19 protein-coding genes and 1 pseudogene are annotated in these 23,136 nt (G+C 73.3%); 8 read left to right on the top strand and 12 right to left on the bottom strand.

Annotated features, from left to right (window positions below; all coding sequences use genetic code 11):
- Positions 1-61: 61 nt before the first annotated feature.
- From HS99_RS00560 to HS99_RS00550, 3 genes are all read right to left on the bottom strand, one after another.
- Positions 62-1,489, bottom strand: coding sequence for an RtcB family protein (locus tag HS99_RS00560; protein ID WP_050367189.1), 1,428 nt, complete (start codon positions 1,487-1,489; stop codon positions 62-64).
- 40 nt (positions 1,490-1,529) lie between these two features.
- Positions 1,530-1,985 (bottom strand): archease, encoded by a 456-nt coding sequence (locus tag HS99_RS00555; protein WP_030285049.1) that lies wholly within the window; start codon positions 1,983-1,985, stop codon positions 1,530-1,532.
- Positions 1,986-2,173: 188 nt separating this feature from the next.
- A complete protein-coding gene (locus HS99_RS00550) occupies positions 2,174-3,412 on the bottom strand; it encodes a styrene monooxygenase/indole monooxygenase family protein (RefSeq protein WP_030550184.1) in 1,239 nt (412 codons plus the stop codon).
- 362 nt (positions 3,413-3,774) lie between these two features.
- Between HS99_RS00550 and argJ the strand changes: the two genes are divergently transcribed.
- A complete protein-coding gene (argJ, locus tag HS99_RS00545; RefSeq protein WP_030550183.1) occupies positions 3,775-4,929 on the top strand; it encodes a bifunctional glutamate N-acetyltransferase/amino-acid acetyltransferase ArgJ in 1,155 nt (384 codons plus the stop codon).
- A 70-nt stretch (positions 4,930-4,999) separates the two neighbouring features.
- Here the strand turns inward: argJ and HS99_RS00540 are convergent, their stop codons facing one another.
- The 3 genes from HS99_RS00540 to HS99_RS00530 all read right to left on the bottom strand — a co-directional run bounded on the left by HS99_RS00540 (position 5,000) and on the right by HS99_RS00530 (position 7,055).
- Complete coding sequence (locus tag HS99_RS00540; protein ID WP_030285275.1) at positions 5,000-5,752, bottom strand: thioesterase II family protein; 753 nt, start codon at positions 5,750-5,752, stop codon at positions 5,000-5,002.
- Positions 5,753-5,929: 177 nt separating this feature from the next.
- Positions 5,930-6,475: a GNAT family N-acetyltransferase gene (locus tag HS99_RS00535; protein ID WP_030285274.1), complete on the bottom strand. Its 546-nt coding sequence runs from the start codon at positions 6,473-6,475 to the stop codon at positions 5,930-5,932.
- Between the two features lie 4 nt (positions 6,476-6,479).
- On the bottom strand, positions 6,480-7,055 hold the full coding sequence (locus HS99_RS00530) for an O-methyltransferase (protein WP_030285272.1): 576 nt from the start codon (positions 7,053-7,055) through the stop codon (positions 6,480-6,482).
- Positions 7,056-7,209: 154 nt separating this feature from the next.
- Between HS99_RS00530 and HS99_RS00525 the strand changes: the two genes are divergently transcribed.
- Positions 7,210-7,419: a hypothetical protein gene (locus HS99_RS00525; protein ID WP_030285270.1), complete on the top strand. Its 210-nt coding sequence runs from the start codon at positions 7,210-7,212 to the stop codon at positions 7,417-7,419.
- Positions 7,420-7,421: 2 nt separating this feature from the next.
- Here HS99_RS00525 and HS99_RS00520 read toward each other — a convergent pair whose 3' ends face one another.
- Positions 7,422-8,060: an AAA family ATPase gene (locus HS99_RS00520; RefSeq protein ID WP_078867378.1), complete on the bottom strand. Its 639-nt coding sequence runs from the start codon at positions 8,058-8,060 to the stop codon at positions 7,422-7,424.
- Positions 8,061-8,739: 679 nt separating this feature from the next.
- On the opposite strand from HS99_RS00520, the gene HS99_RS44415 reads away from it, so the two are divergent.
- From HS99_RS44415 to HS99_RS00505, 3 genes are all read left to right on the top strand, one after another.
- Positions 8,740-9,516 carry an AMP-binding protein gene (locus HS99_RS44415; RefSeq protein WP_050367000.1) on the top strand — a complete coding sequence of 259 codons (777 nt, stop codon included), beginning with the start codon at positions 8,740-8,742 and terminating at the stop codon, positions 9,514-9,516.
- Positions 9,517-9,539: 23 nt separating this feature from the next.
- Complete coding sequence (locus HS99_RS42160; protein ID WP_050366999.1) at positions 9,540-9,887, top strand: AMP-binding enzyme; 348 nt, start codon at positions 9,540-9,542, stop codon at positions 9,885-9,887.
- Between the two features lie 151 nt (positions 9,888-10,038).
- Positions 10,039-10,221 carry a hypothetical protein gene (locus HS99_RS00505; RefSeq protein WP_030285265.1) on the top strand — a complete coding sequence of 61 codons (183 nt, stop codon included), beginning with the start codon at positions 10,039-10,041 and terminating at the stop codon, positions 10,219-10,221.
- 7 nt (positions 10,222-10,228) lie between these two features.
- On the opposite strand, the gene HS99_RS00500 is transcribed toward HS99_RS00505, so the two are convergent.
- From HS99_RS00500 to HS99_RS00490, 3 genes are read right to left on the bottom strand one after another with little or no spacing between them, the layout of a single operon-like run.
- The gene (locus tag HS99_RS00500) at positions 10,229-11,218 is read right to left on the bottom strand and encodes an ABC transporter ATP-binding protein (RefSeq protein ID WP_191898855.1); all 990 of its coding nucleotides are present in this window, start codon (positions 11,216-11,218) and stop codon (positions 10,229-10,231) included.
- A 49-nt stretch (positions 11,219-11,267) separates the two neighbouring features.
- Complete coding sequence (locus tag HS99_RS00495; RefSeq protein WP_030550182.1) at positions 11,268-14,093, bottom strand: hypothetical protein; 2,826 nt, start codon at positions 14,091-14,093, stop codon at positions 11,268-11,270.
- On the bottom strand, positions 14,090-17,386 hold the full coding sequence (locus HS99_RS00490) for an ABC transporter permease (RefSeq protein WP_050366998.1): 3,297 nt from the start codon (positions 17,384-17,386) through the stop codon (positions 14,090-14,092). Before HS99_RS00490 ends, HS99_RS00495 begins: the two co-directional genes overlap by 4 nt.
- Positions 17,387-17,872: 486 nt before the next feature.
- Between HS99_RS00490 and HS99_RS00485 the strand changes: the two genes are divergently transcribed.
- On the top strand, positions 17,873-18,559 hold the full coding sequence (locus HS99_RS00485) for an ABC transporter ATP-binding protein (RefSeq protein WP_232543175.1): 687 nt from the start codon (positions 17,873-17,875) through the stop codon (positions 18,557-18,559).
- A 164-nt stretch (positions 18,560-18,723) separates the two neighbouring features.
- Here HS99_RS00485 and HS99_RS00480 read toward each other — a convergent pair whose 3' ends face one another.
- Both HS99_RS00480 and HS99_RS00475 read right to left on the bottom strand, forming a co-directional pair.
- Positions 18,724-20,244: an FAD-binding oxidoreductase gene (locus HS99_RS00480; RefSeq protein WP_030550176.1), complete on the bottom strand. Its 1,521-nt coding sequence runs from the start codon at positions 20,242-20,244 to the stop codon at positions 18,724-18,726.
- Between the two features lie 369 nt (positions 20,245-20,613).
- The gene (locus tag HS99_RS00475; protein WP_030285253.1) at positions 20,614-22,236 is read right to left on the bottom strand and encodes an alpha/beta hydrolase; all 1,623 of its coding nucleotides are present in this window, start codon (positions 22,234-22,236) and stop codon (positions 20,614-20,616) included.
- A 150-nt stretch (positions 22,237-22,386) separates the two neighbouring features.
- Between HS99_RS00475 and HS99_RS48265 the strand changes: the two are divergent.
- Together HS99_RS48265 and HS99_RS47560 are read left to right on the top strand one after the other, a co-directional pair.
- A pseudogene (locus HS99_RS48265) lies at positions 22,387-22,602 on the top strand (TetR/AcrR family transcriptional regulator); the annotation flags it as partial.
- Complete coding sequence (locus HS99_RS47560; RefSeq protein WP_078867375.1) at positions 22,560-23,126, top strand: TetR/AcrR family transcriptional regulator C-terminal domain-containing protein; 567 nt, start codon at positions 22,560-22,562, stop codon at positions 23,124-23,126. The pseudogene HS99_RS48265 and the gene HS99_RS47560, both read left to right, overlap by 43 nt.
- Positions 23,127-23,136 lie beyond the last annotated feature (10 nt).

Below are 23,136 nucleotides of genomic sequence, written 5' to 3'. Positions count from 1 at the left end.
GCCCGGGCACCGACTCGCTCCTCGCGCTCGTTCGCTTACCCGTTCACCCGCTCATCCCTTCTCATCCCTTGCAGACCCCCAGCGGGACCAGCCGGGCGACCTGCCGGGCCAGGCCGGCGGCCTCGGTGACGGCGGCCACCGCGTCCACGTCCTTGTACGCCTCGGGCGTCTCCTCGGCCAGGGCCCGCATCAAGGCGGGCCGGACCGCGATGCCGCGCGCCTCCAGTTCGCCCTTCAGGTGCTCGCCGCGCACCGTGCGCAGCGCCTGGTGGCGGCTCCACACGCGCCCGGCGCCGTGGCAGGCGGAACGGAAGGCCTCGTTGCCGGGCAGGCCGACCATGACGTACGAGGCGGTGCCCATCGTTCCCGGCACCAGCACCGGCTGCCCGGCCCCGGTCAGGTCGGCGGGCAGGTCCGGGTCGCCGGGCGGCAGGGCGCGGGTGGCGCCCTTGCGGTGGACGCACAGTTTCCGCGGCACGCCGTCCACCTCGTGGGTCTCCAGCTTGGCGAGGTTGTGCGAGACGTCGTAGACCAGCTCCAGCCCGACGCCGAGCGCGGTGGCGAAGGCTCGCCGGGCGGCCTCGGAGAGCAGCTGCCGGTTGGCCCGTCCGTAGTTCGCCGCGGCGGTCATGGCGCCGAGGTAGGCGCGGCCGCGCGGGGAGTCGACCGGGGTGCACGCGAGTTGGCGGTCCGGGAGTTCGATCCGGTAGTGGTGGAGTTCGCGGTCCATGGCGCGGACGTGGTCGGTGCAGATCTGGTGGCCGAGGCCGCGCGAGCCGCAGTGGATCATCACGCAGACCTGGCCCGTCCGCAGCCCGAAGGCGGCGGCCGTCTCCGGGTCGTGCACCCGGTCGACGGCCTGCACCTCCAGGAAGTGGTTGGCCGAGCCGAGGCTGCCGACCTGCTGCAGGCCCCGTTCGACGGCCCGGTTGCTCACCTCGCCGGGAGCCGCGCCGGCCAGCACCCCGCGGTCCTCGCAGCGCTCCAGGTCGCGCGGCACGCCGTGGCCGTGCTCGACGGCGTAGCGGGCACCGCCGAGCAGCAGTTCGTCCAGTTCCTCCGGCCCGGACAGGTGCCACAGCCCGCCGCGGCCGAGCCCGCGCGGGACGGTGCGGTCCAGGAGGTCCATCAGGCGGCGGATGCGTTCGGCGTCGAGCTCGTCCCGGTCCACCCCGGCGGCCAGCAGCCGGACCCCGCAGGAGATGTCGAAGCCGACCCCGCCCGGCGACACCACCCCGCCCTGCCCGACGTCGGTGGCGGCGACGCCGCCGATCGGGAAGCCGTAGCCCCAGTGCACGTCGGGCATCGCGTAGGAGGCGCGGACGATCCCGGGCAGCGTCGCCACGTTCGCGACCTGTTCCAGCGCGTGGTCCCCGGCGGCCTGCGGCAGCAGCGCGCCGTTCGCGAAGACCACGCCCGGCACCCGCATCGGCGGGCGCTGCTCGATCCGCCAGCGGTAGCGGCCCGCCTCGACCAGTACGATCTCCACCTCGCTCACCCCGCTCGCTCACCCGGTCGGTCGGCACGCCTCAGACGTCCACGGTGGCGGCGCAGGTCCAGCCGCCCGGCCCCTCGCCCAGCTCCAGGCCGTGCAGCGAGACGGCCTTCGGCACGGCGCCGACCAGGGCGGCGGTCGCGGTGTCGGCCATCCTGAAGCGCACTTCGACGCTGCGGGCGCCGTCCAGGCCGCCGATCGGCCCGAGGGCGAGGGCGGCCGGCAGTTCGCCGTCGACGTCCATCCGGTAGATGACCTCCTCCAGGACGCCCGCGAGCAGGTCCGGGTCGCTCACCGCGAGCACCGTGCAGGCGCGCTCACCGACGATCCGGGCGCCGGACAGGTCGGCGAAGCTGCCGACGAGGGCGTGCACCAGCTCGCCGATGCAGCCCTCGGCCGTCGGCGCCCATGCCTCCACCCGCAGGTCCGCCGTGTGCGGCACGCTCCGGTGGCCGCGGTCGGACCGCGCCGCGGGCTCACGACCGTCCACGAGCGACGCCTCCCGCACCAGTTGCCGTCCCCCTTCCAGCGTCGTCCCGGGGGCGGGCCGGGGGCAAGTGGGACCCCGGCCGCGTGCGGCCGGAGGCCGTCGGGCGGCACGCGGGACGACGCGGGACGACGCGGGACGACGCGGCTCGACGCTGGACGACAGGGCTCGACGCGAGTCAGGGGCGGACCCTACTTCCCGATGGAGGAGAGGTAGGCGGTGGTCAGCTCGGGCGTGGCCAGCCAGGCGGCGTGGTCGCTCGGTTCGGCGTAGGTGTTGGCCAGTCGGCGGGCGACCGCCGGGTACTCGGCGGCGGCCGCGAAGACGCCCTGCAGGTGGTCCGGCATCGTCAGCATGGCGGCCGTGAACTCCACCGTGTGGCGGGCGTGCTGCTGCCAGAACCGCTCGGCGGTGCGGCACATCCAGTCCGCCGTGAACGGGGCGTCGCCGTGCTCGCGGATCGCCTGCCGGTAGGCGTCCGCCGCGCGGGCGGCGCCGTTGGCGCCCTGTCCGGTGATCGGATCGTTGACCACCACCGCGTCGCCCAGGCCCAGGACGTGCACGGCGTCGACGCCCGAGCCCAGTTCCGCCACCGGGCGGCGGACCGTCGGGGTCACCGCGCCCCAGAGCCCGGCCCCGGCGTCGGTCGGCTCGGCGTCCCGCCAGTGCTCCGCCTCCCAGGGCAGGTACTCGGCCAACAGGGTGCGGATCCGGTCGAGTTGGACGCCGACCTCGGGGCCGTCGCCGAACGCGTCCAGCGGGCTGCCGGGCAGCGCCTCCCAGAGCAGGATGTCGCAGGGGCCGGAACGGGTCAGGGCGGGCTGGAGGTAGAGCTCGCCGAGGCCGGGCAGGGCGTGCATCCGGGCCCGGGGTCCGGCGGCCGGGTCGGGCGAGCCGACGCCGTGCGCGTAGAGGCAGGACAGCGCGCGCTGCGGCCGGTCGAAGGGCGAGCGGGCGGCGTTCCGTTCGAAGATCCCGGCCAGCTCGCCGCGCCCGGCCGCGACCACGGTCAGCTCGTGCCGGCGGGCCAGCGCGTGCAGCCCGGCCCGGTCCAGCGAGCGGTACTCGACCCGGCCGCCGCGCTCGGCGAGCAGCTCCAGCCAGCGGGCCAGCTTGATCCGCTGGTCCACCGAACGGGCGGGCTCGTCCAGGGGCATGGTGAACTCCAGGACGCGGGTGGCCGGCGGCGCCACGAGCGCCGCGTCGACCGAGGCCACCGACGGGGCTTCGTCCGTCCACAGGTCCAGGCCGGCCGCCGCCTCGATCCGCAGGGCCGGGCCGAACATCGCCTGGGTGGACAGCACCCGCCCGCCCCGCACCTGCTCCGGCGTGCGCTCGGCGACCAGCGTCACCTCGCACCCGTCGGCCACCAGCCCGAGCGCGAGCTGCAGGCCTGCCTGGCCCGCTCCGACGACGGCGATTCGGCGCATGCGGTGGCCTCCCGGTGGTCTGCTGACGGTCCGTCGGCTGCTCGGACACGGTGCGTCAACCAGGCACAGTAGCCCAGCCTCCGGGGCACGGGCAGGGGCCGGGCGGGACGAATCCGGCGGGCGTCGCCCGGGCGGCCGCAGTCGCCGCCCGCTCCGGGCTCCGCATAGTCATGCACGTCTGCCGGTGCGAGGAGGTCACCCATGGCCATCTCCGGCCCGATGTGGAGCGCTGTTTGGAATCGGCGTTGACCCTGCCGCAATGAGTGATGTATTCAGATCTACGCAAACTCATTCACTACTCCGCGGTTCGGTTCGCCCTGCGCGACCCGGACCTCGACCCGTTCGGAGAGGGATCGATCGACATGCAGCCTGCTGTGCCCCGGGGTTTCCGGGCCGTCACCACCAACATGGGCCTCAAGGACGTGGAGGACGACTTCGCGGCGGTCATCTCCGAAGTCCCGTGCCGGTCCGCGGCGGTCTTCACCCGCTCGCGCTTCGCTGGCCCCAGCGTCGTGCTCAGCCGCGAGGCGGCCGCGCTCCAGCACAGCCGCGGGATGGTCGTGCTGTCGCGCAACGCCAACGTGGCCACCGGGCGCACCGGTGCGGAGAACGCCGCGGAGGTGCGCCGCCGGGTCGCCGAGATCGCCGGCATCTCCCCGGACGAGCTGGTCATCGGCTCCACCGGCGTGATCGGGCGCCCCTACCCCATGGACGGCATCCGGGCCGGGCTCGACGCCATGACCTGGCCGTTCCCGGAGGCCGACTACGCGGCCGTGGCCAGGGCGATCATGACCACGGACACCCGCCCGAAGTACCTCCACGTGCGCTGCGGCGACGCCGTACTCGTCGGCATCGCCAAGGGCGTGGGCATGATCGAGCCCAACATGGCGACGCTGCTGACCTTCTTCTTCACCGACGCGGACGTCCCCGCCGCCGAACTCGACGCCCTGTTCCGCCGGGTGATGGACCGCACGTTCAACGCGCTGAGCATCGACACCGACACCTCCACCAGCGACACCGCCGCGATCTTCGCCAACGGGCTCGCCGGAGCGGTCGACCTCCCCGCCTTCGAGCAGGCGCTGTACGAGTGCGCGCTGCACCTCGTGCGGGACATCGCCTCGGACGGCGAGGGCGCCTCCAAACTGATCGAGGTCCGGGTCACCGGGGCCCGGGACACTGCCCAGGCCAAGCGCGTCGGCAAGAGCGTGGTCAACTCCCCGCTGGTCAAGGCTGCCGTGCACGGCGCCGACCCGAACTGGGGCCGCGTCACCATGGCCATCGGCAAGCTCGACGACGAGACCGACATCGACCCGGCGGCCGTCCGGATCCGGTTCGACGACCTCCCGATGTACCCCGAGGAGCCGAGCGACGCCCTGCTCGAACAGGCCCGCACGTACCTGAGTGGCGACGAGGTGGTCATCCGGATCGACCTGGGCGTCGCCGACGGCGCGTTCACGGTGTACGGCTGCGACCTCACCGAGGAGTACGTCAAGCTCAACGCCGACTACACGACCTGACGGCCTCTCGGTGCTGGTGGCCGGGCGCCTCCGCCCGGCCGGGGGTGGGCGGGTGCGCCCGGCGGGCGGCTCAGCCGCGCAGGTGCGCGGTGAGCAGCCGCACCACGGCGTCGATCTGCTCCGCCACGTAGAAGTGCCCGCCCGGGAAGACCCGCAGGCTGAAGCCGCCGCTGGTGTGCCGCTCCCACTGGGCGGCCTCCTCGACCGTGGCGTTGGCGTCGTTCTCCCCCACCAGGGCGGTGATCGGCTGGGGGACGACGGCGTCCGGCGCGGCCTGGTAGGTCTCGATGGCGGTGTAGTCGGCGCGCAGCGCCGGAATGATCAGCTCGCGCAGGGCCGGCACGTCGAGGATCTGCTCGTCCGTCCCGCCGAGCCGGATGAGCTCCTTCATCAGGCCGTCGTCCGGCAGCTTGTGGACCTCGGTGTCCCGGGGCAGCGAGGGCGCCCGACCGGCGGACACGAACAGCCGCTCCGGCCCCGCCAGACCGTCGCGGGTGAAGCACCGGGCGACCTCGAAGGCGACGGCCGAGCCCATGCTGTGCCCGAAGAAGACGATCGGACGGTCCACCCACGCCCTCAGCTCCCGGTAGACCTGCTCGGCGAGTTCCGGGACCGAGTCGATCGTGGGCTCCGCGAAGCGGTTCTGGCGGCCCGGGTACTGAACCGCCAGCACGTCGGCGTACGGCGCGAGTGCCTTGGCGTACTCCATGTAGTAACTGGCCGATCCGCCGGCGTGCGGGAAGATCACGATCCGGGCGGGAGCGAAGTCGGACGGGTTGAACCTGCGGAACCACGGGTTGTCGACGGCAGCGCTGCTGGGCATGCGGGGTGTGACCTCTCTCCCTGACGGATTCTGCTCATCCCAGTCTCGCAGTGCGCGTGCGCCACCGGGCGCGATTACGGTGCGCTACCCGGATTCCGCCGCTCCGACCGCCCGGCCGTGACGCCGGGTCGGTCCTCCTCCGGCTCGTCCGGCGCGGCACCCCACGGGTCAGCGCCGTCATGGCCGCGGACGGGCCAGGTAGTCGGCGCGGGTCAGTTCGTGGACGCGGACGGCGGTGCCGTTGCCGGGGACGGTGGTCTCCCGCTCGGGTCGCAGGCCGAGCTTGGCCATCACGCGCTCGGAGGCGGTGTTGCCGATCCGGGCGATGCTGATGATCCGGTCCCGACCGCAGGCCTCGAAGCCGAACCTCAGTGCCGCCGTCGCCGCCTCGGTGGCGATGCCCCGGCCCCAGAAGGACCGGCCGAGCCGCCAGCCGATCTCGACCGCGGGCAGCACCTCGGGGAGGAAGAGGGGCACGGCCAGGCCGGTGAACCCGGCGAGCTCACCGGTCTCCCGCAGCTCCACCGCGAACAGGCCGAAGCCCTCGGTGTCCCAGGTCCGTTCGATCCGCTCGACGGCCCGGCGGGTCTCCTCCGGGGTCTGGACCCGCCCGTCGCCGATCCACCGCATCACATCGGGGTCGGCGTTGACGGCCGCCATCGCCGGTACGTCCTCCTGGCGCCAGCGCCGCAGCACCAGGCGGGGAGTCTCGATCGTCACCATCCGCTCATGCCTTCCGCACGGCAAGGACGGCCGAACCGCCCGGTGCGGCCAGCACCTCGGTGGCCTCCAACGCGGGGTGCGTCAGGTAGTGCAGGCGCAGCCCGTCGACCTCGCCGCCGAAGCGCGGAGGCCAGTGCGGCGAGGGCGTGAAGTCGTCCATGAGCAACAGACCGCCGGGGGCGAGCAGTTCGACCACCCGGTCCGGGTCGTCGCGCTTGCCGCCGCCGTCGCAGAAGAACACGTCGAACGGTGCGTGCTCCTCCAGCAGCCGCCAGTCCCCGTGCAGGACCCGCACACGGGCGTCATCGGCGAACAACCCGGCCGACCTCCGGGCCAGTTCGCCGTCCCGCTCGACCGTGACCAGCCGGGCGCCCGGACCGAGCCCACTGCGCAGCCAGGCCGTACCGACCCCTGCGCCGGTGCCGCTCTCCGCGACCGTCCCGCCCGGCTTGGCCGCAGCGGCGAGCGCCAGCAGCCGCCCGACCTCCCGGGTGCAGCTCTTGCCGAAGCCCAGCCGGGCGGCGAGCCGCTCGGCCGCCAACACCTCGGCTGGCACTCCGCGTTGTTCGTTGACCGTCATCCGCTCGAAAACCCCCTTCGACTCCGTACGGCTCCGTGCCATCATGGCCGTCATGACCGAGTGGATCACCATCGCCGCCTACCGGAACCGGACCGGCCGCCCGACGCCCATGGCCACTCTCCGCGGTTGACTGCGTGACCGGGGCATCGACTGGATGCCCTTCCCGTCGGAGGCCGTCCGGTTCGACGCGCCCTGCGGCATCGGTCCGGACGGCCACTGGCAGTGCTGGTTCGCCCTGCGGGTCGACGCCGAGGTGCTGCGCCCCCTCGGACTCCACCCCGACCAGCCGACCTCCGCCGCCAACCCGACCGGCCCGCCCGGGTGGTGGCACGCGGAGGTGGAGCGCCTGGCCCGTCGCCGGTGAGCTCAGTTCGCCCCGCCGAACCGGACCGCCTCCGCCCGGGACCGGGAGACCGTGTCGAGCAGCAGCACGGAGGCCGCCTCCGGGATCGGCACCGGCCCGCCGGACCGCGCGTACCGGGTGAACTCCGCCAACAGCCGGCCCAGGCCCCGGCGGTGGCGGGCGAAGACCCTGGCGGAGGTGTGCCGTCCGCGTGCCCGCTGGCCGTCAAGGGCGGTGGCGGCACCGACGTCGAGCAGCACCAGGTGCAGTTCGCGCCCCTGGCGACCGGCCTCCCGGGCGAGCCGGCGGCGCATCCAGGCGCGGCTGCCGCAGTCGTGCACCAGCAGCGGGCCGCCTCGCCGCACCGAGGTGCGCAGCAACCGGAAGTGCTCCAGCCGCGCCCACGGCCGGTACACCGCGTACGGCAGGCACGCGGGCATCACCGCCTCACAGGCCTCGTGCACCGTGCGCGGGTCCACCGCCAACACGGCCCCGCCCGCCGCCCAGCGCCGTAGCAGCGTGCTCTTGCCCGCCCCCGGCAGGCCCGACACCACCACGACGGCGTCGGCCGGGTACGCCACCACGAGCCCGGCCCCGGCCTCACCCCGCAGGTCGACCACCCCACACGGTGCCAGGACCAACGCCTCCGTTTCGCCGCCCACCGCTCCCCCGTCCGTGTCCGACCGAAGACCCTAACAAGTCCGGCAGTCCCGACCGCCCCGGTGGGTACGCCGGCCGGTCGATGCGTGCTGTGACCGCTGCCCCGACGGACCGTTCGCAGCGCGGCGCCGCTACTCGGCCGGCGTCACTGGCCCGGAACTGCCGGATCGGCGGAGCGTCCGGGCCCGGATCGGAGCGTCGAACCGCGGGCCCGCCACCCACTGGGCTGACGCCTCGTCAGCCGCGGGAAGGATGGGCATGCCAGAGCCTGGTGGGACGTACACCGAGCTGGTGCTGGAGGGGCTGGCGCGGGACCCGGGGCGGGTGGCGCTGCACCACGGGGGCGTGCCGATGACGGCCCAGGAGTGCCTGGACACGGTGTACCGGATGGCCCGCGCGCTGGATCGGGCCGGGCCGGGCTCGGGCGCGGGGACGACGGGGACGGGGTCACCGTGCTCGCCGGGAACACCCCCGAGGCGCTGCTGGTGCGGCTGGCCGCCAACCTGCTGGGCGGCCGGGTGGCGATGCCGTACCCGGAGACCCCGATCGCCGATCTGGTGGCGCCGGCGGAGTTCGCGCAGACCTCGGCCCTCGTCTACGACCCGCTCCGCTGCGGACTGGCGGCCGGGGCCGTGGCCCGAGCCCTGCCGGCCGCGGGCGTCCTCGCCCGCAGGGCCGGCGGTGCCCGGCGGGGCGTCCCCCGGCGCGGACCTGCTGGAGCTCGCCGGGGCGTGCTCCACCGCCCCGCTGGAGCCGCGGTACCGGCCCGAGGACGTGATGGCCGTACGGTTCACCGGCGGCACCGGCGGGCGCCCGAAGGGCGTGCTGCGGCGCTTCGCCCGTCCGCCCCGGCCCGCCGTGCTGTCGGGGCCTGCTTCCTGCTCTGCACCCCCCTGTGCCACGGCGGGAGGCACCACCGCCGACTTCTCCCTGGCGGCGGGCGGCGCCGTGGTGCTGCAGGACGGCTTCGCAGCGGAGGAGGTGCTCGGGGCCGTCGAGCGGCACCGGGTCTCCCGGGCGTACCTGCCGCCGCACCTGCTCCACCGCCTGCTGGACCACCCGCTGCTGGCCGCGACCGACACCGGCAGTCTGCGCCGGGTCGGCTACACGGGCTGCGCACCCTCGCCGCGCCGGCTGGCCGAGGCGACCCGGCGCCTCGGCCGGGTGCCTCACCAGACCTACAGCCTCACCGAGACCGGGCCGATCTCCCGGCTGAGCCCCGACGAGCACCTGGACCCGCGGCTGCTGACCACCGCCGGGCGCCCGTACCCGGACACCGAGGTGCGGATCCTGGACGAGGAGGGCGTGCCGCTGCCGCCGGGCCGGACCGGGGAGATCTGCGTCCGCACCCCGACCGCGATGGCCGGCTACTGGCGCGACCCGGAGCTGACCGCGCGGGTGCTGCGGGAGGGCTGGCTGCACACCGGCGACCTGGGAGCCATGTGGCGGGTTATCTGACGGTGGCCGGACGACGGGACCAGATGGCGATCGTCGAGGGGCACAATGTGTTCCCCCACGAGGTCGAGGAGTCGTTGCGCAGCCACCCGGACGTCCGCGAGGCGGTGATGTCCACGAGCTCCGACCCGGACCGGCTGGAGCGTGTGCACGTCGCGGTCGCCGTCGGGCCGGGCGCGTGGCCGACGGAGCAGCAGCTGCGCTGCTGGGCCCGGGAGCACGGGGACGCCCGGTGCGCCCCCGGCACCGTGCCGATCCTCCCGGCGATCCCGTTGAACGGGCTCGGCAAGCCCGACCTGCCGGCGCTGCGCGCCCTGGCCGGGGAGCGGAGCGGGCGGGCCGTCACCGTGCTGGGGGCGCGCAGGGTGGTGTGACGCGCCCCGTCGGTGCATCGAGCGCCCGCGCGAGCCACCTGTTGCGCGGCGGACGACGGGAAGAGACCGACCGTGGGCACTCGACCGTGCGGGCCGAGCTGCCGATACACCCCGGCGGCGCTCCCTCGTACCGCCCCCAGGAGGCACTACCTTGACCTGGCTACGCGTCCTGACCGCACTGGGCATCCTCACCCTCGCGGCCGCCGCCCTGCTCGTCTTCGCCCGCTGCACCGCCCCCTCCCGGGGCGAGCACGCCGCCGGGGCCGCGCCGCCCGACGTCCGCGAGGACGCCGAGGGCAGCGGCCTCTTCCCGCGGATGGGCGGCGACGGCTGAGGTCCGGTCAGCCGCCCACGAGGTCGTCGGGGCGGATCTCGATGTGGTCGGTCGCGAGGTCGACGGCGACGCGGTGTTCCATGCCGAGTGCCTCGAGGAACTTGACGGGTAGCTGGACACGGCCGGTGCGGTCGAGCATGACGTACTCGCGTTCGTTCACGGATTCCTCGCCGTGTTCGTCGGTGACGGTGCGGCGCAGGACCTCGCTGCTGGTCCGTCCGTCGCGGACGGCGACGGTGCGGCGGACTTCGGCGGCGACCATGGGGTCATGGGTGACGATGACGACGGTGGTGCCGAGTTCGCGGTTGACGGTGCGGAAGGACTCGAAGATGACGCCCGCGGTCTCGGAGTCGAGCTCACCGGTCGGTTCGTCGGCGAGCAGGACGGGCGGGTTGTTGGCCATCGCCACGGCGATGGCGACGCGTTGCTGCTGGCCGCCGGAGAGTTCGTTGGGGCGGCGGTGGGCGAGGTGGCCGATCTCCAGGGCGTCCATGAGTTCGGCCACCCGGGCGGCCTGCCCCTTCGATCCTGCCGTGGTGGCACGGCGGCCGCGCAGCTGCATGGGCAGGGCGATGTTCTCGGCGGCGGTGAGGAAGGGCAGGAGGTTGCGGGCGGTCTGCTGCCAGATGAAGCCGACGACCTCGCGCCGGTAGCGCAGGCGCTCCTTGGCGGACATCTCCAGCAGGTCGCAGCCGGCGACGGTGGCGGTGCCGGCGGTGGGCACGTCCAGTCCGGCCAGGATGGTGAGCAGGGTCGACTTGCCGCTGCCGGAGGCACCGACCAGAGCCACCAGGTCGCCCTGCTGGATGGTCAGCTCCAGGCCCTGGAGCGCCTGGACCTCGATGCCCTCGGCACTGAAGATCCTCACCAGCCGGTCGCAGACGATCGCCGCGCCCGCTCCGTAGGCCTTGGGGGAGGCTGCGGCCAGGGCCCGCTGCCGCAACTCCTGGAGGCTGGGGGCCTCCACGGTCGGCCGCTCCTGGGGCGTGCTCTTCACCGCTGCTCTCCTGTCTCGTAGGTTGCGACTGGTGCCGTTGCCGCGGGTGTCATGCCTGTTCTCCGGCCCGTAGTTCGGTGGCGATCTGGCGGCGCCCGGCGATCAGTGTCTCCGCGGCCACGGCGAGGGCGACCAGCAGGGCCAGGCCGGCGGTGGGCAGCAGGACCGGTACGAGAGTGGGGGTGATGACGTCGCCGACCCTGGCACCGACCAGGGTGGAGATGTCGAACGCACCGCCGAGGAGGGTGACGGCCGCCAGTGCGGTCAGGCCGCCGCCCAGGACCGCGGCAAGGGTCTGGGGCAGTGCTTCGGTCAGGATCAGCGCCAGGCCCTGGCGGGGTCGCAGGCCCATGGTGCGCAGTCGGGCGAGGACGGCCGTGCGCTCGGGCGCGGCCCGGAAGAGCGTCAGCAGGACGGCGAGCAGGGCGAACCCGGCACCGGCGGCGGCCGCGTACCAGAACAGCCGCCCGGCGGCGTGCTGCAGCGGGTCGTCGGCGAGAGCGGCCGCGGCCTCCCGACTGCTGTGCACCGTGTAACCCGCGGGCATCCCGTGGGTGGCCTTGCCCGCGGCCGCGGCATCCTCGGCGATCAGCCTGGCGATGCCGCTCGGCTGGCCCCCACCGTTGTCCCGCAGGGTGGACCTGACCTGCTCCGGGTCGACGTCACCGACGGCGAACCACTTGTTGATCCGCTTGACGTCCGGCAGGCGCTCCCAGGCGGGGTCGGCGGCCACCACGACGAACGGCTTGCCGGGGTCCGGCAGGGCAGGGGTCGCGGAGATGATCCCGGCGACCGTGGTCCGCAGACCGTTCCCGTTGGGCGTGCGGACCTCGGCCGGGCCCGCGGCCAGGCGCTTGGCCAGGTCACGGCTGAACAGCGCGGGCACCGGGGTGTCCCGGCCTCCGGGGGCGGCGAGCTTCGCCGGGTCGAACTCGCCGACCCCGACGGTGCGGGCGATCTCGGCGTACGCGGCCGGATCGACCACCACGAGATAGGCATCGGTGTAGTCCTGGTCGACGCCGACGAAACGGGCCTTGGGCTCGACCCAGGCCCCGGTCGAGGCCCGGACGCCCGGTAGTGCGGCGGCCGCCGTGGCGAACGACTCGGGCAGGGTGGCGTAGTCCGGGAGCGAGACGCCGATGTCCCCGCCGGTGGCGATGCGCGCGGCGCGGGTCCGCACGTGGTCGACGGTGTCGAGGACGGTGGCGCCGAAGCCCGTCGTGGTGACGGCGATCAGCAGGGCGAGCAACGGAAGCACGGAGGGCTTGCGCCGGCCGGAGCTGTCGCGGGCGGCCCGGGCCAGGCCGAGGAAGCCGATCAGACCACGGCCCCGCCCGGCGAGCCTGGCCAGCCAACCGACGGCGACCGGCTCGATCCGGGCCAGCAGCAGCCCGCCGGTCACGGCGAGCAGCAACGGAGCGGCCACCAGCAGTGGATCCAGCCCACCGCCGGTGCCGACGCCGCGGCGCCGGACCTCCGCCACGGCCGCGGCGGTGACCACCAGGACGGCGAGTTCCCCGACCAGTCGGCGCCGGCCGCCGACCGCCTTGCGGCGTGACCACAGCAGGGCGGCGCGGGCGGGGAAGGCCAGCAGGGCGAGCAACGCCGCGGCCAGCGCCGCCAGCACCGATTGGCCCCAACGCGGGGTGGGCAGCAGCACCACGGCGAGGGCGGTGGCGAGGGCGGCGGCCGGCAGCACCGTGGCCGCACCCTCCCCGATCAGCCGCAGCAGCACCCCGGTGCGGGAGCCGCCACGGGCGCGCAGCAGCCGGATCTCGCCGGCGCGCCGGTCGGTGGTGAGCGCGGCGGCCAGGCAGAGCACCACGGTGGCGACGCCCGCGACCCCGGCCGGGCCGATGGTGCTCAGCGGCAGCGCGGCCTGGTAGCGCTCGTCCGCCCGGGTCAGGATGTCGGCCAGGCCTGAGACGCTGTGCAGGTCCGCGCGCCCGGTCGCGCCGATCAGTTCGGTGGCGCCCGGCCCGGTCAGGAACGAGCTGATGGCGTTGCGGGTGCGGTCGAGCCGGTCGGCCCGCAGCGAGGCGGGGTCGACGGGAAGTCGCCAGAAGTTCTCGGCGTTCGAGCCCCAGCGCGCCATCGCCGCCAGGCTGTCACCATCGACGAAACCGCTGGTCATCCAGTGCTCGTGCTGGGGAGCGGCGTTCAGGCAGGCGCGGGCCGGGCAGCCGAGGTCCTCCCAGAACGGGTCCTGGGGGTCGTTGATCCGGTAGAGGCCGACCACCACGGTGTTCCGCTGGGCGCCCGAGCCCTCCACGCCGTTGTCGATGACGTCACCGAGCTTGATGTGGATGGTCTGGGCCGCCTGCTTGCTGATCACGATCGGCAGCGGGCCGCCCACGGTGCCGGGGGTCGGCCAGGTGCCGTCGGTGAGGGTGGCCCGGGAGGCCAGGTCGTGCAGGTAGAGCAGGCTGAGCATGGGGGCGTTCGCGTCGGAGATCCGGGCGTACCCCGGGTTGCCCATGCCGCGGTCGCCCAGGGCACGGGTGCCGTGGGCCAGGCCCGGCCGGGACAGCGTCAGCTGCTGCCCGACCTTCTCGGTGACCTGTTGCTGCACCCGGTCGAGCTCGGCCGCGTTGTCGTAGTCCCGGGTCTTGGAAGTGGTCTGCAGGCTGGTCGGGTTGAGGCCCTTCTGGCTGACGAAGTCCCGCAGCGCCGCGTCCGCGCCCCGGTCCGCGACGCGGGGGAAGGCCGCGGCGAGGAAGACCGTGACGAAGGCGAGCGCCGCCATCAGCACCGCGGCCAGCGGGCTGGCCCGCAGTCTGGTGCGGACCCAGGGCGCCGGGCGGTGAACGGTCTCGGGAGTGGGCACGCGGTTGCTCTCGGGGGTGGGCACGCTGGTGCCGGCGCGGGTGGTCACATCTCCTCCACGTGGCGCAGCCGGTTGGCGACGTCTCGACGGCGGCGTCCGATGAGGAAGGCCGACAACAGCGGGGCGACGGCGATCGCGGCCGCGAACAGCAGGGCCTGGCCGAGGGGCAGGTCGATCACAGCCTGGGGCACGGGTTGGCGGGCGGCGGGTGTGAGGACGACGAAGGGCACGATCAGGTGGACCAGCAGGGCGCCCAGGGCCAGGCCGACCGCCCCGCCGAGTCCGACCAGTAGTGCCTGTTCGGCGGCGACGGTGCGGCTGACCTGCTTGCGGGGCGCGCCCAGGGCGAGCAGCAGGGCGGAGTCGCGGGCGCGTTCGTGGGCGGAGCCGGCCACGGCGGCGACGAAGCCGATCGCGGCGAGCAGGGCGGTGACGACCGCGATGGCCATCAGCGCGTTCTGCGGGGCGGCGCCCACCGGGTCGCTGAGCATGCCCTCGGCGACCTCGTCGTAGAACTGGACGTCCTGGGAGCCGGGGGCGGAGCGCAGTGCGGCGGCGGCCTCGGCCGGGGTGGGGTCACCCGGGCCGGTCGCGGGCAGCCACCACTCGACATGGCTGGGCAGGGAACGGCCCTGTGCCGCCAACAGTCGTGCCACCGTGCCCAGGTCGACGACCAGCGCGGTACGGCCCGCCACCGGCACGGCCCGCACCACCCCGGTGATCTTGACCGGCAGGACGGTCCCGGCGAACGGCACCTGCACGGTTTCGCCGACCGAGCCGCCCGTGAGCTTCAGGTAGTCCTGGGTGGCGACGCCGGACACGGCCGTCGGGGCGCTCGCCCCCGCCGGGCTGAGAACAGCACGGAAGGTGTCCCCGGTGCCGTTCGCGGCGCTGTAGCCGACGGTGAACAGCCGCTCGGCGTCGGCCGGTTCGGAGCGGAGGGTGGCCGGTGGGCCGGACTGGCCCCGACCGGCCGTCCAGGAGAGGCCGGCCGGCACCGGAACATCGGTCGCGGGCCCGTCCGCGCTGTCCGACACCGCCAGCCGGCGCACGGTGACCTCGCCGTCGGCGCGGTCGCTGTAGGACACGGTGGCCCCGACCAGGGCCAGCGGTGCGGCGGCGGAGCCCATCGGGGCGTCGACCAGCGTGCTCAGCGGGGCCGAGGCGCGGAGGTCACCGGTGACCGGCAGGCTCGCGAACGGCACCTTGTGGACGTAGCCGAAGCGGTCCCGCAGCAGCAGCGCCACCTCCGGAGGAGCGTCGGCCACCATGTGCACGGTGTTGGGCAGCCGGACCTGCCCGCGGAAGGTCTGGCGGATGGTGACGTCGGCGTCGATCCGCAGCGGTCGGCCGGGCAGGGTGATGCCTGCTGCGGCCCCGGGGGGCGTGGGTTGGGCGAGCGGGTGGAACAGGTCTCCGGCGGAGTGCCCGTCGAGCAGATCGGTGCGGACCGGGACGCGGTCGGCGAGGGCGGCGGCGTCCAGGGCGAGGAGTTGCCCGGTGCCGTTGGGCAGGGCCTGCTCCCCGCGGGCGACGGGGACCAGCCGGTCCCCACCGGGCAGGGCGCCGTAGCGGCCGCCCTGACCCATCAATGCGCTGTGCGAGCCGGAGATCCGCAGGCCTCCGGCCGTGTCGAACTCTGCCTGGTCGCGCTGCGAGGCGGTCCAGGTGGCGTGCTGGCCCAGCGCGAGCACTCCGGTGGCCACCGCCATGACCAGCAGCAGCACCGGCCCGGTGGCCCGGGCGGGCTGACGGGCCAGCTGCCAGCCCACCATCGCCGGGCCCAGGCCGCTGCCCCGGGCGGCAACCCGGGCACCGAGGCGGGCGACCAGCGGCAGCAGGCGCAGCACCACCAGGGTCCCCGCACACAGCGCCAGGGTCGGAGTGGCGACCAGCAGCAGGTCGACACCGAGCTTGCCGGAGGCGTCGGTGGACAGGCCACCGCCGTACTGGTCGAGCTGCTGGTAGGCCAGGGCCGCGAACGCCAGGACGGCGAGGTCGCCGCCGTTGCGGGCGATGCCCGACACCACGGCCTGGCGGCGCCCGGCCCTGCGCCGCAGGGCGGCTCCCGCGCCGCGCAGCAGGCTGGGCACGGTGGCCAGCAGGATGCACACCAGCGCGCACAGCACGGCCACCGGCCACAGCGTCCACCGCGGTCCGGCCTCCAGCGCGACCTGGTGGGAGCGGCCGAGGCCGGCCAGGACGCGAACCAGGAACGGCGTGAGCAGCGGGGCCAGCACCGCGGCCGGCAGGGCGAGCAGCACCGATTCCAGGGCGGTGAAGGCGCCCAGGCGGGCACCGGAGGCGCCGCGGGCGGCGAGCAGCTCGTTCTCGCGCTCCTGGCGGGTCGAGATCAGCCGCACGACCAGCAGCAGGGCCGCCGTGGCGAGGACGGCCAGCTGCAGGGCGCCGATCAGCAGGGTGGAGCGGGCTACCAGCAGACTGGCGGACAGCTCCCCCACCACGGCGGGAAGTTCGGTCGTGGCGCTGAGGGAGGAAGTCTTGCGCAGGTCGTCGTTCAGGCCCTGGGTGCGCTCGCCGACGGCCTCGGCCGCGGCCTGGTCGACGCCCGCGAAGTCGGCCTCCAGCAGCCAGCCCCGGCTGCTCTGCGCAAGACCGCCCGCGGTGAACGCGCTCGGGTCGACCATCATCGGGCCGAAGGTGGTGAACCCGCCCACCTCGATCTCGTGACCGCTCACCGGATCGATCCGCCAGTACGGTGCGGACGGGTCCACCGCCCGGTAGGTGCCGGTGACGCGGACGGTCAGCGGCTTGCCGTCGAGCCGGTCCGCCAGCTGGACGTCCGCCGGCAGCGCCTGCGCGGACAGGCCCAGGCGCGCCAACAGCGCCTGTGGCACAGCGACCTGCGGGGCCGCGGACTGCACGGAGCCGGTCACCGCACCCGGCCAGGCACCGGCAGTCAACCGCACCCGCTCACGGTCGAGGTCGGCGAGCACCGTCAGATCGATCTTGGCCGTGCTGGACTGACCGCCCGCCGGGGCCCCGGCCGACGCCGCGGCGTCGCCACCGGGCAGGCCGTAGGAGCGGCTGCGCAGCAGGCTGTCGGTGTGGACGGGCAGATCACCGAAGAGCTTGCTCCGGTAGGAGGCCAGCGCCTCCTCGTCCTTGTGCCGCTGGTCCAGGCCGTGTTCGGCGGTCACCACCACCGTGGTCCGGGCATGGCCCGGGCCCTGGAGCGCCTGCCGCAGACCCGCCTGCCCGACACCGCCGTTGAACGTCACCAAGGCGGTCAGCACCGCCGTGGTGATCAGCACCGTCAACAGGACGGCAGCAGCCAGCGGCAGTCGCCCGCGCAGCCTGCGCACGACGAAGCCGAGCATCAAGTTCCTCCCCCGGTCGCGTCCCCGGTCGCACCCCAGCCCCACCCGTCGATCCGACCCCGTCCGGACGCATCTTGGCCACAGACGGACACTTCACGGGCACACCGGCGCAGTGATCACCGGCAAGCGGTCGCCGGATAGCGGACGATGCTGTCAGATTCGATCCGGGAACGGAAGGGACTTGCGCGAATCATGTAAGTAATGAGCAAATTCCTTGCATTGATAGGATCCCCGCCAGCAACGAGCCGTTGAAATGCCATGCACACTTCATAACTCCGGCTCCACTACGCACTCTTGACCAGGGACTTTTTTTCGCGAATTCTCCGCTCGGGGCGGTGAACCCGCGAGGCCAACTCAACCGTTGACCCGGTCGGAACCGGGTATCCACCGCCCACAGGGGGACGCCGCATGACACGACACCAGGCCGCCGACAGCACCCCGACGACCACCGGCGCGACGGCCACCAGCGCGACGGCCACCGGTCCGATGGTGGCCGTGACCGATCTCCGGCGCAGCTTCGGCACCGGCGAGCGGACCGTCCACGCCCTGCGCGGCATCAGCTTCTCGGTCGGACGCGGTGAACTCACCGCGCTCAAGGGCCGGTCCGGCTCCGGCAAGACCACCCTGCTCAACCTGGTCGGCGGCCTGGACGCACCGACCGGCGGCAGCATCGCCCTGGACGGCATCGACCTCGGCGGGCTGGACGAGGACGGCCGACTCGCCCTGCGCCGGGAGCGGATCGGTTTCGTGTTCCAGTCCTTCGGACTGATCCCGATGCTCACCGCCGCCGAGAACGTCGGCGTGCCGATGCGACTGCGCAAGGTGCTGCCGGCCGAGCGAGAGGAGCGCGCCCACACCCTGCTGGCGCTGGTCGGCCTGGCCGACCACGCCAACCAGCGGCCCGGTGAACTCTCCGGCGGCCAGCAGCAGCGCGTCGCGATCGCCCGCGCGCTCGCGAACGGCCCCGGCCTGATCATCGCCGACGAACCCACCGGTCAGCTCGACTCCGAGACCGGCCGCTCGATCATGGAACTGCTGCGCGCGGTGGTCCGCAGCGAGGGCGTCACCGTCCTCGTCGCCACCCACGACCCGACGCTGATGGAGCTCGCCGACCGGGTCATCGAGCTCCACGACGGCCGGATCGTCGAGGAGGACGTGGAGCAGGCCGCATAGCGACGGCGGGGCCTGAGCCGCGGAGACCATGTGGAGCCGGACCAGGCGGAGCCGGACCAGGCTGCGCGGGCGACGGAGCGGGAGCGGCGGAACGGGCGGTGAGGCGGGAGCGGCGGGGCGGCCGACGAGAACGCCGCCCCGCTCAACGCATCGCGGGACGCGGCTCAGGCCCGGAGCGGCCGGATCGACTGGGCATGATGGAACACCTCCTCCCCGTCCCAGTAGGCCTTCGTGCGTTGCAGTCGTGGGTAGTTCTCCTTGTAGTAGAGCCTCGGGTACGCCGGATCGGGCTGGTCGACCGTGCCCAGATCCACGTCCGGGTAGTTGACGTAGGCGCCGTCCGTCGCCGTGTCGACCTCCGGAACGCCTCCCGTCTCCCGGTACATCTCCTGGTAGAGCCCGCTCAGGTACGCCAGGTGGCCGGCGTCCTCGGTCGGGTCGGTCCAATAGGTCTGGTACTGCAGCTTCATGATCGAGTCCCGCTGTGGCACGGCGGTCTCATCGGGCCGGCGGGCGTTGATCCGGCAGCCGTAGGAGTCGATCTGCACCAGCGTCCTGCTGAGGTCCACCCCGTCCACGTCCCGCGTCAGCCAGTCCCAGAGGGTGGCGATCCGGGCCCGGTCGAACGGCTCCCGGTGGTACGCCGACTTGTACTTGCCGCGCTGGTTGTCGCCTGAGGGATTGAGCGTCATGGTCGCCTGGAACCAGGGTAGTTGGCGCCGACGCTCCGGGTAGGGCAGGAACAGTCCGGCGACGCTGTGGGTCTGGACCACCGACCGGGTCGCCATCCCGCGTTCGACCGCCGCCACGAACTCGTCCAGCGGCGCCGGGTCGTCGCCGTCCCACTGGCTGAACAGCACGACGTTCCCGTTGGAGTGGTGGGTCAGCTTGAGGATCGCGAACAGCCCGTCGTAGACCCGCTCCCGCCGGCCGCTGTGCTCGGCCAGGAAGGCGCCGAAGTTGGCCAGCAGCGTCTCGAAGTCGCCGGGGCGGTCGACCAGTTCGCCCCAGGGCCAGGCCACGCTGCTGATCCAGACCCGCGGCGGTGGCTCGGGCACGTCGGTCGCGAAGTGGTAGCGCAGCACCACCCCGAAGTTCCCGCCGCCGCCACCGGTGTGGGCCCAGAAGAGGTCCTGCTCCGGCGAGCCGCTCGCGTCCTCCCGGTTCGCCCTCGTCACCGCGGCGCGACCGCCGCGGACGGTGACCACGTCGACCTGGACGAGGTGGTCCACCGTGAGCCCGTGCCGACGGGAGAGGAGCCCGAACCCTCCGCCGCAGATGTGCCCGCCCGCCCCCACCGAGTAGCAGGACCCGGCGGGCAGGGTGACGGCGTACTCCCGGAACAGCGTGGTGTAGACGTCCCAGTTGGTGGCACCGCCCTCGACGCAGTAGGTGGGCCGGCCGAACTTGTCCACCGCGGCGGCCACCCCGCGCATCGTACTGAGGTCGAGGATCACGCCCCCGTCGTTGTCGACGAAGCCCTCGTAGCAGTGCCCGCCACCGCGCACGGTCGGGCGCAGCCCGCGGTCCAGCGCCCGGTTCAGCTCGGCCACCGCGTCCGCGTCGTCCGCCACCAGCCGGATGTAGGCGGGACTGCTGTGCCAGCGCTGGTTGAAGCCCTGACTGAGCGTCCGGTAGCGGGGATCGCCCGGCAGGACCGTCCGCCCTGAGAATTCGTGTCGCATGCCCTTCCCCACTTCCTCATTCCGAGAGAGTCTGGCGGGCCGCACGCTAACACCCCTATTCAGCTTTGTGAATTCATTTACGAATTAATGTGACTGTACGTCATTTCCAAGCCTCATCGAAAGCTCGTCCCGACCGCCACCCGGATCCCGATTGTCAGTGGCGTCGGCTACGGTCCACGACAACTCCGCAGAATCCGTTCCACGGGAGGTTCGATGACGATCTTCTTCCGCATTCTCCGCACGCTACGCCGCGGAACACGGCTGGGGGCGCGGGTGGGGGCACGGCCGGGAACACGGCTGTGGTGGCCGGCGGAACCGCCGGCCACCACAGCCCCGGCCTCAACGGCCGGGCGTTCGGGGCGAGAGCCCTCAGACCGCCGGGAAGATCTCGGCGTCCGGCTTGAGCAGCTGGCCCGGCTTCGGCGCGGTGCCGTCCACCAGGTAGCGGGTGACCATCGTGTTCAGCGCGGTGCTGCGACCGACGGCGCAGTGCTCGATCGAGTCGACGCTGACCAGCACGGCGTTGCCCAGCTCCTGCTGCATCCGCTGGGCGAACTTGTACTGGGTGGCCGGGTCGTAGAGGTTGCCGATGACCATCACGGTGTTGGAGGTCTTCTTGTTCCACGGGCCGCTGAAGCGCTCGGCGTCCCGGGCCGGGGCGGGCCAGCTCGCGCAGGCCGGGGCGTCGAAGGCCTGGTAGCGACCGAAGGTCGGCGACTCCTTCTCCCAGGCCCGGGCGACGTTGGCGAACACCCGGTCGTTCGACGGGTACGGCTTGTCCTGGCAGTTGACGCCCATGTAGGAGTCGTCACCGGTGTACTCGGAGTCGGCCGGGGCCTCGCGCAGTGCGCGCGGGACGTTCACCGTGAGCTGGTTGGCCGCGTCGTCCGGGACGGTCGCCTTCGGCGCCAGCAGGGCGGCCGCGGCCGGCTTCTGCATCACCTGGTAGGTGGCCTGCAGCGACTTCGCCAGCGGAGCCAGCTTGGCCTGCGAGTACAGGGCGCTGGCCACCTCGCTGGTGAAGCTGCTCAGCGTCACCCGGGAGCCGTTCGACAGCGTGATCGGGCTGGTCCGAAGGTGGTCGCGGAGCTCGTCGAACTTGGCCCGGGTGTCACCGTCGCCGAAGGCGCAGCGCGGGGCACCGGCGGTCTGGCAGCGCTTCAGGAACTCGTCCAGGGCCAGTTCGAAACCGCCCGCCCGCTGGCGGTCGTACTCCAGGCCGTTGTGCAGGCGCAGGTTGGGGTCGACGTTGCCGTCGATGATGATCGCGCGCACCTTGTTCGGGTACATGTTCGCGTACGTCGAACCGATCAGGGTGCCGTAGGAGAAGCCGGCGAAGGTGAGCTGGGAGTCACCGACGGCACGGCGCATCCGGTCGAGGTCGCGCACCACGTTGATGGTCGACATGTGCTCGATCAGCGGGCCGGCGTTCTTGCTGCAGGCGTCGGTGTAGTCCTGGTCGGCGTCCAGCGTGTCGTCGACCTCCGCCTTGGTGACGGGCACGCCCACCATGCGGTTGTTGACCGCGTCGGCGTCTTCCTGGGTCTTGAAGCACTTGAGCGGGTTGCTCCGGGCCACCCCGCGGGGATCGAAGCCGACCAGGTCGAACTTGGCCTGCACCTCGGCGCCGAAACGGGTGGTGGTCGCCCACATGTAGCCACTGCCGCCGGGGCCGCCGGGGTTGAGGAACAGCGAGCCGATCCGCTTCGACGGGTCGCTCGCGCGCCGCCGCAGCATGGCGATGCCGACCTTCTCACCGGACGGGTTGTCGTAGTCCAGCGGCACGGGGTAGACGGCGCAGTCGTAGATGCCCGGGTCCGGCTTGCTCGGGTCGGGGTTGCACGGCTTCCAGTCGACGGGGTCGACCTTCGCCTCGGCGGCCGCCGCACCCGGGGCCTGGTCGAACGGCGCGGCCGACGCGGCCGCGGCGGTTCCGGTGACAAGGGCGAGCGCGCAGGTGACCGCTCCGGCCAACGTGGATATGCGGGACAAGGAACCTCCTCCGTACTGAAAGGGCGGCCCCAGCCTGTCAGTCTGAGAACTCCGTGTGAAGACCTCGAAGCAGCGGAAATCCTTCGAGTTCCACTCCACACCCAGCCGGAACATTCTGTGAATGCACCAACTTGACGGTTAATTGACCTGATGGTAATTCAACCACGGCGGTTGTGGAGCGGGATGCGCCGACCCGGCCCGTGGGCTCGCTCACGCCCCAGGACGGGCCTGACCCGAGAGAAGATCATCGACGCCGCCCTCGACTTCGTCGACGAGCACGGCCTCGCCGCGCTCTCCAACCGCAAGCTCGGCGCGGCGCTCGGTTGCGAGGGCATGACGCTCTACCACTACGTCCCCAGCAGGGCCGCCCTGCTCGACGGGACGGTCGAACGCCTCCTGGAGTCCTCCGCGGGGACCTCTTCGCCGAACCGAACGGCCCCTGGACCGAGGTCGTCCGGGAATTCGCCGTCTCACTGCGCCGGATGCTGCTGGACCACCCCGCCGTGCTCACCGTCCTGGCCACCCGGCCGGCCGCCGCACCCGCCACGCTCACCCTGATCGAACGCGGCATCACCGTGCTCCGCGAGGACGGCGTCCCGCTGGCCGACGCACTCGCCGTACTGAACCCGGTGGTCATGTGGACCCTGGGCCGCACCCTCAGCGAGGTCGGCGAAACACCCCACCACGAGGGCACCGAGCCCCGGCCCGAGCAGCTCTCGGCGCTGGACCGGACCACCTGTCCTCACCTCGCCCGGGCCTTCGGCACCGGCGAGGGCCTGGATTCCGAGCGGCGCTTCCACCGCACGCTCCGCAACCTGCTCGCCGGCTACGCCGCCGAGTCGGACGTCACCGAGGGAGCCGGCAACCGACCGGCCAACGCACCCGGCTGACGATTCCCGC

This window comes from Kitasatospora aureofaciens (assembly GCF_001188955.3).
In the GTDB taxonomy this organism is placed as follows: Bacteria; Actinomycetota; Actinomycetes; order Streptomycetales; family Streptomycetaceae; genus Kitasatospora; species Kitasatospora aureofaciens.
Note: the sequence above shows the minus strand (reverse complement) of the source record. Positions and strands in the feature narration are given on the sequence as shown.

Bases quoted from the DNA above. Each gene is read 5' to 3' on its own strand.
- HS99_RS00550 (WP_030550184.1), bottom strand. From the start codon at position 3,412: ATGCGCCGAATCGCCGTCGTCGGAGCGGGCCAGGCAGGCCTGCAGCTC.
- argJ (WP_030550183.1), top strand. From the start codon at position 3,775: ATGCAGCCTGCTGTGCCCCGGGGTTTCCGGGCCGTCACCACCAACATG.
- HS99_RS00540 (WP_030285275.1), bottom strand. From the start codon at position 5,752: ATGCCCAGCAGCGCTGCCGTCGACAACCCGTGGTTCCGCAGGTTCAAC.
- HS99_RS00535 (WP_030285274.1), bottom strand. From the start codon at position 6,475: ATGGTGACGATCGAGACTCCCCGCCTGGTGCTGCGGCGCTGGCGCCAG.
- HS99_RS00530 (WP_030285272.1), bottom strand. From the start codon at position 7,055: ATGACGGTCAACGAACAACGCGGAGTGCCAGCCGAGGTGTTGGCGGCC.
- HS99_RS00525 (WP_030285270.1), top strand. From the start codon at position 7,210: ATGCCCTTCCCGTCGGAGGCCGTCCGGTTCGACGCGCCCTGCGGCATC.
- HS99_RS42160 (WP_050366999.1), top strand. From the start codon at position 9,540: ATGGCGATCGTCGAGGGGCACAATGTGTTCCCCCACGAGGTCGAGGAG.
- HS99_RS00490 (WP_050366998.1), bottom strand. From the start codon at position 17,386: ATGCTCGGCTTCGTCGTGCGCAGGCTGCGCGGGCGACTGCCGCTGGCT.
- HS99_RS00485 (WP_232543175.1), top strand. From the start codon at position 17,873: ATGGTGGCCGTGACCGATCTCCGGCGCAGCTTCGGCACCGGCGAGCGG.
- HS99_RS00480 (WP_030550176.1), bottom strand. From the start codon at position 20,244: ATGCGACACGAATTCTCAGGGCGGACGGTCCTGCCGGGCGATCCCCGC.